Below are 13,621 nucleotides of genomic sequence, written 5' to 3' on the forward strand. Positions count from 1 at the left end.
TTCAGGATTCAAGTCTGCTGCTTCAGCTTCGCAAGCGCCTCTTCTGCCAGCAGGGCGAAATACTTAGCCGCCGGCAGGATGGCCGCCTCATCGACATCGAAACGGGGATGATGCAGCGCATGGTTCGGGCCGGTACCAATATTCACAAAAGCACCCGGGATCTGCTGCAAATAATAGGCGAAATCCTCTCCGCCCATCTGCGGCGGAATATCAAGTACCTCATAGCCTGATTGTGCCGCGACATCTTTGGTGAAGTCTGTCCATGCTCCGTGATTGACCGTAGCGGGCGGGCCGGGATACCAGTGCAGCTTCGCCTCTGCTCCGGCTGCGGCTGCAATCCCTTCTATGATCCGCGTCATTTGGGCCGGGATGCTGCTGCGGATCTCTTCGTTATAGGTACGTACTGTCCCTTCCAGCTCCACCTTCTCCGGCAGGACATTCCAGGTGAAGCCCCCATTGATCCGGGTCACACTGAGCACGACCGGCTCTTGCGTGTTATTCAGACGGCTGACTACGGTTTGCAGCATCGTAATGATCTGCGCGGCGGTAACAATGGTGTCTACCCCTTTCTCCGGTGTAGCGGCGTGAGCGCCGACCCCTTGCACCGTAATCTCAAAGCGGTCCACCCCCGCCGTTAAAGCTCCCGTTCTTGTGCCGAACGCCCCGTTAGGCAGGTCCGGTGAATTATGTAATCCGAAGATGGCCTCCACCCCGCTTAGCCCGCCGGATGCCAGTACATCCTCCGCACCGTGTCCCGTCTCTTCAGCCGGCTGGAACAGGATTCTGACCTTGCCCGGCAGTTCATGCTCACGCTGCTTCAGCAGGCTGGCCGCGCCCAGGATCACAGCGGTGTGGAAGTCATGGCCGCAGGCATGCATGACTCCCGGAATCTCTGATGCGAACGGCAGGCCCGTCTGCTCCTCAATCGGCAGGGCATCGATATCACAACGGATCGCTACTATGCTGCCATCACCTTGCCCCACCTCTGCGATCAGCCCGGTCTTCAGAGGAAGGTCCAGCACACGTATCCCCGCTTCATTCAGCCATTTCCGCAGCTTCTCCGTGGTTCTGTACTCCTGATTGCTAAGCTCCGGTTCACGGTGCAGGTTCCTCCGCACTTCGGTTAGCCGGGCTGCCAGTGCTTCTTCCGTCTCATGCTGTGGTCTCATATTCCTGTTCTTCCCCCTTCATTACGTATGTTCAATTCCTCTAATCCGCTCCAGTGCAGTCGCGAGGCTGCTTAAGATATGCTCCCGCATCGCCCGCTCCGCCCCCTCCTCATCCCTGGCTACAATCCTCTGCAGAATCACAAGATGCTCCTCATCCGCCTGCGTATTCCAGTCCCCGTGCAGAGAGACATAACGGCAATACCGGAGGGAACGGTCTCTTAGCTGGTTCAGCACCTTCTCAAAAGTCTTCAGCGCGCTGATCTCCCACAAGTAATCATGGAATTCGAAGCCATAGGATACAACATCCTGCTGATCCCCCATCTGGAAGGATTGCTTCAGCTTCTCCAGAATCAGCGTTAACCGCTGAATATCCTTGATGGTAGCGTTTCTGGCAGCGCTTCTGGCGATATGGCCTTCAAGCATACTGCGGATCTGGAAGATCTCTTCGACCTCCTTAATCGTTAAAGGGGCTACCCGCAGCCTGCCGTTAGGCTGGCGCACCAGGAAATCCTCATTCTCCAGCCGCTGAATCGCTTCCCGTAACGGAGTCCGGCTGACCCCGAGAAGTGCCGCCAGGCTCTCTTCGTTAACCGCCTGATCCGGCTCCAGCTCGCTATCTATTATTTTTTGCTTAAGTGCATAGTAGGTATTATCCTTCGACAATCTTCGTGAACGCATTTCCATAGATTTCATTGCTCCTCGCCACTCATTTGCGGGTCGCCCGGTCAACTGTATAATTGTATACAATTAATAAGAGGAGAGAGATTCAAGATAAAATGAAAGTATCGGTTGAAAATCTCTCTGTGCAATCAAGCTTTTTTCATACTATAATCCTATTATTCCCACTAGTCAAGTATGTTTTATAGGGGAATTGCGAATTGACACTAATTGGACAAATAAATAACCCTCCTGCACCTAATAGGTGTCGAGGGCTATTCACCTTACTAAAGTTCAAATACTATCTCATCACTTGCCTCACCCATCTTGAACGGGTGACTGTATTCTTTGAACCTAAATTGAATTCCTGAAATCTCATCAGGTAAGGGTGGAGAGACTACATATTTATATGATGCATGATCTGATCCGCTTCCACCACTAATCATTCGGCAATCATATTGGCCGTTAATATCTAGTTCGTAATGCCTATGTTGATGAGAGTTGGATTCAACTTCCGGCTCATCGTCCCAATCTATATTTAGTGTTAATACACTTGCATTACTGTATTGTCGTAAGGACGTTAGAGTATAGAAACGCTCCCCGTTCACGACTGACTTCAGAATTGCAATGTGTTGTCTAAATCCGGCTGGTTCAATCATTGGTTTATATTGTTCTTCATTCATCATACTTCCAAATAACGACATCAAGAATCCTTCATAAAGCCCAAGTTCCTCTGACCATTTAGAAATATACTCTAACGGAGGAAATCCTGGATTATTATCCGCCACTTCCTTTCTCTTCTTGATCAAAGAGCAAATTTCTTGATCGATATCAATAATCCGTTCATCATAATGCTCTGTTGGACGTTCAAATGGCATTCTCATTCGTATCATTGTTACCCTCCTCATAGCTCCATTAATTATTTCATCACCATATTTTAACATATAATGGTTTAATTCAACATAAAAAAACCTCCCGACCGAAAGAAGCTCCTTTCTATATTACGATTAAAGTTGACAAATAATTGCCTTTTCTCCCATATTTATTTGGTGTCAGGTATAATAGATATGTTAAAGTCGATAATATTTACCACTAAATCCTGGAATGAAAAGAACCCTTCAACACAAAGTTGGGAGGAGTGTACCAATGATGGAGAAGAATTGGTTTGATTTATTGTGCAGGCCTTATAAAGAATTGGAAAAAGACCAACAGGAGAGCATCTACAAAAAATATCGCATTTTTATTTATCCCTATCTATATGCTCTACTTTCCGATCACTCACTTACTGAAGATTTGATTCATGAAAGCTTTTTAAAAATTTCATCAAGAGCACCACAGCTACAATCCATGCGGAATATTCCTGCTTGGATCAAACGTGTTGCTTATACTACCGCAATTGATTTTATAAGGAAGGCAAAAAAAGAAGCTGAGATTTTTAACGCCCTCGTTCCCCTTTATGAAACTTCTATTGGCTTTTCTGTAGAAACGGTATTAGAAAAAAAATGGCTGCATGAGGAATTGTATGATGCTATCGGAGAATTACAAAATAACCACCGTGCAATGGTGGAAATGTTTTATTTGGATGGGAAAAGTTGCAAGGAAATTGGAGCAATCGTGGACATAACGGAATCCACTACCTTAAAGAGATTGCAAAGAGCTAGAAATCATCTCCGACAGCTTATGTCACAGAATTAAGTTCAGTTATTTAAAATAGAAGAAAGTACCGGATGTTATCATTGGTGAATATATATTAGACCACAATAAACGGCAAACCCTTGTCCTAGACCTTGCATTCTCCCTTGGGAAACGATGAGCGCTTGAGTCTATTTTCATAAAATCAAGATTTCCAAAAAATATTTAGCCCATTTCCGTAGTTAAACGAATGTTCTGCACATAAAGAAAAGCGCCAATGCCCCCAAGGCGGGGCGGCGCTTTATTTACTGTGGAGAGGGCTATCGAGGACCATGAGCTTGCCTTTAGTCGCTTACCTGAATAGACTTTCGAGCCGTTTCTATTTTGAAGACCTCATTCTTTCCTCCGCCTTTAACCGAAAATTCTGCAATCGCGGAAATCTCGTAGGTGCCCGGTTTTTTAATCCGGTATTGAGATTTTTCTGAAATGACAGCCCCCTTCGGCATTGAAGTTGTAAGTCCAATATCTTTTCTTGCAATCGAATTAATCACCTTGCCGTTACTGTCCCGTACAACATAGTAAAATGCCGTGCTTCCCGTTGTAATCTCCAGATCCCGTCCAGTTTCATTTTTCAACTCAGCAGAAATAACAAATTCCTGATTTGCTTTCACCTGCTTCGGAATAGAGATCTGAACTGAAAAAGGTTCACTTTTCACGTTTTCTGAGGCAGATGGCGTGGGACTCGCCTTGGCAGCTATGGATTCATTCGGTTCCGAAGAATGATACAAAATTACGGCCATCAAAAGGAGAACAATCAGCTTGTTCAACATAAACACCTCCAACCTAATTGACGTCACGACAGATGGTTTTGTTTCGCTAAAATGGGTATGAATTCTAAAAAGAGATGTCAGGTTTCGCCTTAAACCATCGTTATATATTCAGTAGCCCCATATAGGAGAGTGAACTGCAACTTGATCTGCATCGGCTACAATCCGGGAGTTGTTGCAGAGCGCAAAATTAAAAGGAAGGGAGAATGGAGTCATTATCTACCGTCCGCTTTGCCACATTTCCCAATCACCCCATTTCAATACGAAGGGATGTTGATGAGGAATGTTTGTAAGAAAGTATATACTCCCTGTTTTCCTGGCAGCTTTACTCCTTTGCAGTTCAATCACTTCTGTACATGCAGAAGGAAGCTCTAATGCTGAAGCAAAGGCTTTTTTCGGAACAATCTCCGAAATCCAGGCTGCCACGCAAAAACAAAATGAATTGAACGAGATTCCGTATCCGATAGAATTGAGCACTCCTCCAGAACAATTAAAGAACAGCAAAGTTCTTGCCGATTATGTCGAGAAACAGCGGGTGAAAGCAGACTTACCGACCATTAAGAAACTAATTGAAAATGATCCCTCCCGTTTCTCGGGCCACTATTACGATGCGGATACCGGAATGGTAACCGTTCAGATCACGGAAGATTCGGAATCTTTGAAGGCATTAATAAGAAAAGCCTCAAAAAACGGAGATAAAATAAAATTTGAAGTAACAAAATACTCGTGGTCGGATATTACTGAAGCGAAAGAAAAAATCAAAAAAACAGTCCAACCGGGAACAGTACTTGCGCTCATACCGGATACAATGAACAATAAGCTTATTATCGCCTTAGACGAAAAATCTGGCATACAATCAAAGCAAACAGTTTCATCACTGCTTCTCGAAAAGTCAGATCTGCTTGTCTACACAACATTGCCAGCCTCAGCATTTAAAACGGAAACCGATAATACAAATTGGGGTTCCACCATTCCAATGGGTGCAAAAATCGGTGGCAATTACCGTCCAAACCCGAGTAACCCCTCACAAACGATCTATGGCGTATGCACTAACGGATATTTTGGCGTAAATGCTTCTGATCAAGCTGTAGTGGTGACTTCTGGCCATTGCCAAACAGCAGGCACCGTTAGTGCATGGTATCAGCCGACAAATGCAACGAGTTCGATAGGTGATTACACATTCAGGACTACATCCCCCGGTGACGGTTCAGCAGGGGCTTCCGATTCCGGATATATTACTTTAAATTCTGGATTTTCACCATGGGCACGAGTACCATACCCTTCTTCAACTAATATGGCTATGATAACAGGTACCTACGTAACCGATACGGTTGGGGATACCATCTACATGAGGGGCGCAAATAGTGGAGCAACGACTTCTGGCACGATCAAATATTCAAATGTTGATATTTGGTGGGGCTCAGATGGTTATGGTTATAACACTAACGAAGTCCTTGCCTCTGGCTACACCTCAGTAGGAGGGGATAGCGGCGGGCCTGTATTAACTAATTATGCTTATAACAATAATCTTTCTGGCTGGACCTTCAAACTGGCAGGAACTCATACAGGATCGCTAACAATAGACCAAGATTTGGCGAGCGGTATTAAAGCAGGCACCTATAAAGTATACGAGGCGTTGTGGTCAACATTTTCTGATTTAGGTCTTACTGGACTTTATCTCATTTCTCCATAACATCGACTTCCCGACAAAAAGCCGCAGAATCCTGTGTCTAGGATCTGCGGCTCTTTGTTGTATCTGGCCTTGTGGGTTCCTAATAAGTACAGTTTGCACCATACATAATTAAGAGGTCGCGGAAGCCGCAATCCACGCTTACTTTATCAATAATTCAGCATTCACAGGTTTAGCAAGGCTCCGCCGCCGGGTTCCCTGCTTCTTCCTTCGTACGGAACGAGGAGCCGCAGCCGCATGTAGCGCTGGCGTTGGGATTATTGATGGTGAAGCCGCCGGTCATGCCGGATTCCTCGAAGTCGATCTCCAGGCCGTTGAGGTAACGGATATCGTCTTTGCTGACGACCACCTTCAGACCTGCAACGTCCATGTAGATGTCCTGCTCAGTCTCGGTATCATCGAAGCCCATCGCGTACGAGAATCCGCTGCAGCCCCCGGCGGTTACGCCCAGACGGAGGAACATATCCGGCACTTCCTGCTCCGCAAGCATGGCCTTCAGCTGGCCTGCCGCTGTCTCACTTATGTTAATCATAATAACAACCTCCTTAGGGTTCATTGTATTGGAATCAAGCAGCCTTCAGGCTGTACGTAATGAAATCAATGCCTTGCCGGGAAAAGAATGAGTATGATGTATATCATTTTCATCGGCTCTTTCAATCAGTATACTCCACTATTCTTCTGCCCTCAAGTCGTAAACCGGGCGCAGGTAAGCCATTTATCCCGGAAGACCTGCAGTTTCTGGCGGTTGCTCACCCTACGGGAGAAGTTTATAATGAGAAAAGCGATAAATTTTCGAAAAATTGTCACGGGGGTTGCAGTTAACCTCTATTTATAATGCCGGCTGTTGCCGGATATTCTCAGGTACACGATTATGCGATGCAATTGCCTCGCCAACCTTCAGGAGGAACTTATATGTCTACCCTTATTACACCCCACACAGATGCCCGGATGGCGAACATCATTGAGAAGGTTCGCGGCGGAGAACGATTGAATTTGGAAGACGGCGTTTATTTATATGAGAGTAACGATCTCTTAACGATCGGACAGCTGGCTAATGAGGTCAATCTGCGAAAGAACGGGAATAAAGTCTATTTTATCGAGAACATGAGTCTATATTTCACCAATGTCTGCGAATCCCGCTGTGCCTTCTGCAATTTCCGCAAGGATGAAGGCGAAGAAGGGGCCTACACCCTCTCCGGCCAGGAGATGGTGGAGTATGTGCAGCAGCATATTCATCCCGGCGTGCGCGAGTTCCATATTGTAGGCGGGCATAATGATAATGTGCCCTTCCAGTACTATGTTGATTCGCTGCAGGCTCTGAACGAGCATTTCCCCGAAGTGACTCTCAAGGCCTATACAGCGGCAGAGATCGACTTCTTCACCCGCATCAGCGGACTTAGTATCCGTGAAGTGCTGGAGCAGTTGCGCGCCGCCGGACTGAAGACCCTTACCGGAGGAGGGGCAGAGATTCTGTCTGACCAGTACCGCAAAAAAATGCGCGTCGACAAAGCCAATGTCGAGGAATATCTCGAGGTGCACCGCACCGCCCATCACCTTGGCATGAAGACCCATACCACGATGCTGTACGGGTCGATTGAGTCCCGTGAAGACCGCATCCGCCATATGCTGCAAATTCGTGACTTGCAAGACGAGACCGGCGGTTTTATGGTATTCATTCCGCTGTCCATGCAGCCTAAGAACAAGAATGCAGGCATTATGCGCCGCAACTCCGCGAATGAGGATCTGAAGACCATTGCCGTCAGCCGCCTGATGCTGGACAATTTCGATCACATCAAGGCCTACTTCATTAATATCGGGCCCCAGTTGACCCAGGTTGCCCTGAACTTCGGCGCTTCCGATGTGCACGGAACGATCCTGAAGGAACGGATCAGCCACGCTGCCGGCGCGCTGACGCCGGAGGGCTTGACCCGGGATGAGCTGATCTGGCTCGTGAAGGGCGCAGGACGGATTCCTGTAGAACGGGATACCTTCTATAACGAGATCAAGGTATACGAATAAGAACAGAACAAGCTTACCTCAGCCAGTGAACGCAGAACTGCCTTGTCCATTATGTACCCGAAAGGAAGATCAGTTGGCATGAGAACCCTACTTGTCTTGGGCGGCGGCTACGGCGGTCTTGCCCTCATTCAGCAACTGCTGGATAATCATCTTCCTCCTGATGTGGAAATCATCCTGGTGGACCGGATGCCGTATCAGGGGATCAAGACCGAATATTATGCACTGGCCGCAGGCACCGCCACCGATTACCATCTGCGGATTCAATTCCCGGTACACCCCCGCCTGACCGTACGTTACGGGCAGGTGGGTTCCATTGATCTGGAGAGCAGGCTGGTCCTGCTCGATTCCGGGGAGCCGGTAGCCTATGATATCCTGGCGATTGCCCTCGGCTGTACGGATAATTACCATAACATTCCGGGTGCCGAGGAATACACCTGCAGTATTCAGAGCTTCGCCGGAACCCGGGAAACTTACCGCCGGCTGAACGATGTGAAGCCTTATGGAACCGTCAATATTGTCGGCGGGGGACTGAGCGGCGTAGAGATTGCCTCGGAGCTGCGGGAGAGCCGGCCGGATCTGAATATCTCTCTGATGGACCGGGGAGAACGTATTTTATCTTCTTTTCCGGCCAAGCTGTCCAGGTATGTCGAGGAATGGTTCAGTGAGCATCAGGTGGAGACGATTGGCGGGGTGTCGGTCTCTCATGTCGAGAAGGATGCCATCTTCAATGGCACCCAAGCTATTCCGGCGGATGTGACGGTATGGACTGCCGGTATTCAACCCGTGAAGGTCGTGCAGCAGCTGGAGCTTCCGAAGGACCGTGGAGGCAGGCTCATTGTGGGGGAATATTACAATATCGCTGAATATCCGGAGGTCTATGTGATCGGGGACTGTGCCAGCCTGCCCTTCGCGCCCAGTGCACAGGCGGCGGGTGCCCAGGGCGAGCAGGTGGGACAGATATTACAGGCGTTATGGCGGGGGGAAACCCCGAAGCTGAATAAGATTAAGCTGAAGGGAACCCTCGGTTCACTCGGTAAAAATGCCGGCTTCGGCCTGATGGGCCGCCGCTCCGTCATGGGCCGGGTTCCGCGCCTGCTGAAGAGCGGCGTCCTGTGGATGTCCAAACGCCATTTCGGCTAAAGAATCCCGGCTTGAATCCAGGCGGCTTAGTCTATCTCCAGGTTGTCCCAGGCCTCTGCCTCTCGTATAGCGGCTTCTATGGCCTCTTCCAGAGCAGCGGGGGAATCAGCCTCAATGATCTCCCCGTCAACCATGGCGAACGGCTGGAGATAACACTCTCCGCAGTTGTTCAGACAGCCGTACTCCACTACATCATATTCAGGGTTTTGCTCCAGCTTAAGCTTGAGCGGTTCAGTGCCGTGGCCGATGTTGCTGGCACAGAATTCTATAATTGGTCTCATGATAATCTCCCTATTCTGCCTTAACCATTTTATTTTTTAACTTTTTGTACTATAATAAACATACGAAAGGAGTGATTGAGAAATGAGTGAGAATGTACAAAGCGCAACCATGTACGATGAAGTACTGGAAGTCCTTGATAAACTTCGTCCGTTCCTGCAGCGCGATGGCGGTGACGTGGAACTGATTGATGTTGAAGACGGCATCGTTAAGCTGAAGCTTATGGGTGCATGCGGCAGTTGCCCAAGCTCCACGATCACGCTAAAAGCCGGGATCGAACGCGCCCTGATTGAAGAAGTAGAAGGCGTGGAAGAAGTCGTTCAGGTATTCTAATCCCGTTTCATAAACCATCCCGGCCTCCGCTAAGAGGCCGGGATTTTTTTTATTATAGAGGATTTCGTCTGTAGGATCAACCACCCGGCGATTCAAAAAGACCAGAAGCCGCTCCGCCAGCCATTTCTGGCTACGGGCTTCTTCTGGTCTCATTAGATTATTCCGCTTCCCTAGGCTTAAGCTTAGAATGCCGGGATAATTGCTCCGTCATATTGCTTTTCGATGAATTCCTTCGCTTCCGGGGAAGTCAGCGCTGCTGCCAGCTTCTGAATGGCATCGGAATCCTTATTGTCAGGACGGGCTACCAGCAGGTTAGCATACGGGGAATCTCCGCCTTCGATGAACAACGCATCCTTCGTAGGAGACAGCTTGGCATCCAGTGCGAAGTTGGTGTTGATCAGCGCCAGGTCCACTTCATCCAGCTGACGGGGCAGCATGGCTGCATCCAGCTCAATGATGTCAAGCTTCTTAGGGTTCTCGGTGATATCCGCTTTGGTGGAAGCAATATTGGTGTCATCCTTCAGCTTGATAAGACCGTTCTTCGCCAGCAGAATCAAGGCGCGGCCTCCGTTCGTTGCATCATTCGGAATCGCAACCTTCGCACCTTCTGCCAATTCATCGATCGATTTGATCTTTTTGGAATAGGCGCCAAATGGCTCTACATGAACAGCAGTTACAGATACGAGATCTGTGCCGTTCTTGGTGTTCTGATCATCCAGGTAAGGCTTGTGCTGGAAGAAGTTCGCATCGAGCTGCTTCTCGGCAAGCTGTGTATTGGGAAGAATATAATCTGTGAATTCTTTGATCTCCAGCTTAATGCCTTGGGCTTCAAGCAGTGGGGCAATCGCTTTGAGGATCTCCGCATGCGGTACAGGAGAAGCACCAATCACCAGGGTTACCGGGTCCGCAGCAGGCTCTGTAGTCGGCTCTGCAGCAGCCGCTTCTGTAGGTGCCGTTGTCGCAGCAGAATTCGTGGTGTTATTCGCCTTGTTGTTTCCGCAAGCGGCAAGCACCAATATCAAGGTCAGGCTGAAGAATGTAAGCAGTACTTTTTTCATCTGTAAATCCCCCTCTAATCCATATGGTTTATTGAATAAGGCTATATGTGGACGTACCTTATTTCCGTGTAAAATGTCTTACCAGCCGGTCACCGGCCATTTGCAGCAGCTGCACCAGAATCACCATCAGCGCTACCGAGATAAGCATGACTTCCTTCTCATAGCGGTAATATCCGTAGCGGATCGCCAGGTCACCCAGTCCGCCGCCGCCGATCATGCCGGACATTGCGGTATACGAGACAAGGGTCACAACAGTAATGGTTACACCGGCAAGCAGACCCGGACGAGCCTCCGGCAGCAGCACGCGCATAACGATCTGCCCGGTGGACGCTCCCATGCCCTGCGCCGCTTCAATAATTCCCCGGTCAACCTCCCGCAGTGCCGTCTCCACCAGTCTGGCGAAGAATGGCGCCGCGCCGATTACCAGTGCCGGAATCGTTCCAAGCACACCAATCGAAGTGCCCATAATGGCCTTGCTGAACGGAATCAGGGCAACCATCAGAATGATAAAAGGAACCGAACGCAGGATATTCACAACGAAGGATAATACCGAGTAAACCACCCTGATAATAACGTTATTTGACTTGCCCCATAAATATAACACAATTCCAAGCGGTAAACCAAGGATTATTGTGAATATTCCTGAAATAGCGATCATTTTGAGTGTAGCAATCGTAGCTTCCAGCATTTCTTCCCAATTAATTGTGCTAAAGTCCATTACAAAATCACCTCCACATCAAGACCTTGCGCTATGAGCTCAGTGAGCGTGGCTTCGACCGCACCCTCAGGTCCTTCGAACCGGACGATCAGCTGGCCGTAAGGAACATCCTTGATCGTAGAGATGGTTCCATGAAGAATGGCGAAGTGAACCCCGGTTCCCTGAACCACCTGTGAGAGCGTCGACCCGTAAGTCTTTTGTCCGAGAAAAGTGATTTTGACCGACTTCGTGTAACCTGGCTGTACAGCATCAATCGCTTGCCGGAGCGGTCCGTCCGACTGGGTCTCACTGCGGATGAATTCCTTGGTAACCTCATGCTTCGGCTTCAGAAAGACCTCGGCCACTTCACCCTGCTCCACAATACCGCCGCCATGGATCACGGCAACACGGTCGCAGATGCTCTGAATGACATGCATCTCATGGGTAATCAACACGATGGTCAGATGGAATTTGCTGTTGATATCCATCAGCAGGCGCAGAATGGAGTCTGTCGTCTGCGGATCAAGCGCCGAGGTCGCCTCATCGCATAACAGAACATCCGGATCACTTGCCAGCGCCCGGGCGATTCCGACACGCTGCTTCTGTCCGCCGGATAGCTGAGCCGGGTACTTATTCCAGTGCTCCTCCAGCCCGACCAGGGCGAGCAGTTCCTTAACCTTTTGTTCAATCTCGTTCCTTCCGGCTCCGATCAGCCGCAGCGGAAACGCGATATTATCATAGACTGTAGCCGATGAGAGCAGGTTGAAATGCTGAAAAATCATTCCGATCTTACGCCGCTGCTCCTGCAGCTGTCCCTGGCTGAGCGCTGTCAGCTCGACACCGTCCACCCACACCTCGCCCGCAGTCGGACGTTCCAGCAGATTAATGCAGCGGATCAGCGTGCTTTTGCCGGCCCCGGAGTGACCGATCACCCCGAAGATTTCCCCCTTCTTAATCGACAGGCTCAGCGCAGAGAGTGCAGTTGCCTGCTTACTGCCTTTGCCATACACCTTGGTTATATCCTTCAATTCTATCAACCGCTGCGTCCCCCTTCTGTTCTAGCTTCCATCATTGCAAAAAAGACCCCCTACGATCCATGCAGATCGCAAGAGGCCCTGTGTGTATAATGACAATGCCTTCTCATCTGCCAAAACCCCCGAATCCGGCGGCATTGTAGGAATTAGCACCATGACATTTGGATGCAGCGTAAGGCTGTATTCAAACCGGTTGCCGGGCTTCATCGGGCCTATCCCTCCGCCGCTCTCGATAAGATCATAGTATGAAGTTATAGACTCCGTATCCTGTCAGAAGTTAATGTATGCCTAAGTATAATTCAGTTTCGAGATTTTTGTCAAAGGTAAGTTTTTACGGACGGGCTTGTCCGGATTTCGGGCCTGGGGCCGCTTTGTTCTTGTGCCATTGTTCATTCCCGTAGCTGTATGCGGCGGCCAGTGATTGGCATACCATCTCCAGGCTCTGCTTCAAATCCTCCAGGTGGCTGTCGAGATCCTCCAGACGAATCTTGTCATGCAATCCCTGGTGACGCTGCCAGAGGTCGTCGGTCATCTCCGCGTTCATGTAATGGATCTCAGCGTTGCGCCGCTTGCGCAGATTCTCCACTGGCTCCCGGTAGGAATTCCTGATTCGCTCCAGCTTCTCCGCCAGCGGATGATGCGGGTGAAGCAGCTGAAATTGCCTCAGCACCGTGAAATAAGAGAAATGCGTCTTCACCTTGCCTGTATTGAGATTGTACAGATTATTCAGCACCGTGCCCAGCTTGTCCAGCAGCGAGAAGACACGGATGAAGCCATCCTTGTAGAAATACACATATCTGGCGTACTCCCCCTGCTCCGTGGACGACATATCATCCATATAACCTGCGATCACTGACTTCCGGAAAAAGGCTGCTGCGAACCAGCTCTGCTCCAGCTCATCCAGAGAGGAGATCAGGCCGCGTGTCCAAATTTCCAGCTTGCGGTATTCATGGTCATGGTCTTCATGTGCCGCCATCTCCTTGCGCAGCATGGAGGCTGCCTTCGCCATGGACTCCATAGCTTCAGCCAGCACACCGCTGTTCACGCGGGGCGGCTCTCCAAGTAACGTCCGCAGCATATTTTGAC

Annotated in this window: 15 protein-coding genes and 1 riboswitch; of the genes, 5 read left to right on the forward strand and 10 right to left on the reverse strand. The window is 49.3% G+C overall.

Annotated features, from left to right (window positions below):
• Nucleotides 1-8 precede the first annotated feature (8 nt).
• The 3 genes from NST26_RS26680 to NST26_RS26690 all read right to left on the reverse strand — a co-directional run bounded on the left by NST26_RS26680 (nt 9) and on the right by NST26_RS26690 (nt 2,719).
• Nucleotides 9-1,169, reverse strand: coding sequence for an amidohydrolase (locus NST26_RS26680; RefSeq protein WP_340950414.1), 1,161 nt, complete (start codon nt 1,167-1,169; stop codon nt 9-11).
• 21 nt (nt 1,170-1,190) lie between these two features.
• Nucleotides 1,191-1,853, reverse strand: coding sequence for a GntR family transcriptional regulator (locus NST26_RS26685; protein WP_036722000.1), 663 nt, complete (start codon nt 1,851-1,853; stop codon nt 1,191-1,193).
• A 260-nt stretch (nt 1,854-2,113) separates the two neighbouring features.
• Nucleotides 2,114-2,719 carry a hypothetical protein gene (locus NST26_RS26690; protein WP_340980246.1) on the reverse strand — a complete coding sequence of 202 codons (606 nt, stop codon included), beginning with the start codon at nt 2,717-2,719 and terminating at the stop codon, nt 2,114-2,116.
• 253 nt (nt 2,720-2,972) lie between these two features.
• Here NST26_RS26690 and NST26_RS26695 point away from each other — a divergent pair, with 253 nt between their 5' ends.
• Complete coding sequence (locus NST26_RS26695; protein WP_051477763.1) at nt 2,973-3,521, forward strand: RNA polymerase sigma factor; 549 nt, start codon at nt 2,973-2,975, stop codon at nt 3,519-3,521.
• 281 nt (nt 3,522-3,802) lie between these two features.
• Here NST26_RS26695 and NST26_RS26700 read toward each other — a convergent pair whose 3' ends face one another.
• Nucleotides 3,803-4,288, reverse strand: a complete 486-nt coding sequence (locus NST26_RS26700; protein WP_036722003.1) for a hypothetical protein — start codon at nt 4,286-4,288, stop codon at nt 3,803-3,805.
• A 280-nt stretch (nt 4,289-4,568) separates the two neighbouring features.
• On the opposite strand from NST26_RS26700, the gene NST26_RS26705 reads away from it, so the two are divergent.
• Nucleotides 4,569-5,978 carry a hypothetical protein gene (locus NST26_RS26705; RefSeq protein ID WP_036722004.1) on the forward strand — a complete coding sequence of 470 codons (1,410 nt, stop codon included), beginning with the start codon at nt 4,569-4,571 and terminating at the stop codon, nt 5,976-5,978.
• A 169-nt stretch (nt 5,979-6,147) separates the two neighbouring features.
• Here NST26_RS26705 and NST26_RS26710 read toward each other — a convergent pair whose 3' ends face one another.
• Nucleotides 6,148-6,507: a HesB/IscA family protein gene (locus tag NST26_RS26710; protein ID WP_036722005.1), complete on the reverse strand. Its 360-nt coding sequence runs from the start codon at nt 6,505-6,507 to the stop codon at nt 6,148-6,150.
• A 380-nt stretch (nt 6,508-6,887) separates the two neighbouring features.
• Between NST26_RS26710 and mqnE the strand changes: the two genes are divergently transcribed.
• Together mqnE and NST26_RS26720 are read left to right on the forward strand one after the other, a co-directional pair.
• Entirely contained in the window at nt 6,888-7,994 is a 1,107-nt protein-coding gene (gene mqnE / locus NST26_RS26715; protein ID WP_036722008.1) for an aminofutalosine synthase MqnE, read from the forward strand.
• A 78-nt stretch (nt 7,995-8,072) separates the two neighbouring features.
• Complete coding sequence (locus tag NST26_RS26720) at nt 8,073-9,134, forward strand: NAD(P)/FAD-dependent oxidoreductase (RefSeq protein WP_036722010.1); 1,062 nt, start codon at nt 8,073-8,075, stop codon at nt 9,132-9,134.
• A 26-nt stretch (nt 9,135-9,160) separates the two neighbouring features.
• Here NST26_RS26720 and NST26_RS26725 read toward each other — a convergent pair whose 3' ends face one another.
• On the reverse strand, nt 9,161-9,415 hold the full coding sequence (locus NST26_RS26725) for a YuzB family protein (RefSeq protein ID WP_063829082.1): 255 nt from the start codon (nt 9,413-9,415) through the stop codon (nt 9,161-9,163).
• 82 nt (nt 9,416-9,497) lie between these two features.
• Between NST26_RS26725 and NST26_RS26730 the strand changes: the two genes are divergently transcribed.
• Complete coding sequence (locus tag NST26_RS26730) at nt 9,498-9,746, forward strand: NifU family protein (protein ID WP_036701687.1); 249 nt, start codon at nt 9,498-9,500, stop codon at nt 9,744-9,746.
• 182 nt (nt 9,747-9,928) lie between these two features.
• Here the strand turns inward: NST26_RS26730 and NST26_RS26735 are convergent, their stop codons facing one another.
• The 4 genes from NST26_RS26735 to NST26_RS26750 all read right to left on the reverse strand — a co-directional run bounded on the left by NST26_RS26735 (nt 9,929) and on the right by NST26_RS26750 (nt 13,613).
• Entirely contained in the window at nt 9,929-10,804 is an 876-nt protein-coding gene (locus tag NST26_RS26735) for a MetQ/NlpA family ABC transporter substrate-binding protein (RefSeq protein WP_036722014.1), read from the reverse strand.
• A gap of 58 nt (nt 10,805-10,862) precedes the next feature.
• On the reverse strand, nt 10,863-11,522 hold the full coding sequence (locus NST26_RS26740) for a methionine ABC transporter permease (RefSeq protein WP_036722016.1): 660 nt from the start codon (nt 11,520-11,522) through the stop codon (nt 10,863-10,865).
• Nucleotides 11,522-12,538 carry a methionine ABC transporter ATP-binding protein gene (locus tag NST26_RS26745; protein WP_209875902.1) on the reverse strand — a complete coding sequence of 339 codons (1,017 nt, stop codon included), beginning with the start codon at nt 12,536-12,538 and terminating at the stop codon, nt 11,522-11,524. The genes NST26_RS26740 and NST26_RS26745 overlap by 1 nt, the downstream gene beginning before the upstream one ends.
• Nucleotides 12,539-12,638: 100 nt before the next feature.
• Nucleotides 12,639-12,774, reverse strand: a riboswitch (SAM riboswitch).
• Nucleotides 12,775-12,866: 92 nt separating this feature from the next.
• On the reverse strand, nt 12,867-13,613 hold the full coding sequence (locus tag NST26_RS26750; protein WP_036722024.1) for a Cthe_2314 family HEPN domain-containing protein: 747 nt from the start codon (nt 13,611-13,613) through the stop codon (nt 12,867-12,869).
• Between the last annotated feature and the right edge of the window lie 8 nt (nt 13,614-13,621).

The sequence above is a fragment of the Paenibacillus sp. FSL R7-0128 genome (genome assembly GCF_038002245.1).
Lineage (GTDB): Bacteria > Bacillota > Bacilli > Paenibacillales > Paenibacillaceae > Paenibacillus_AQ > Paenibacillus_AQ silagei.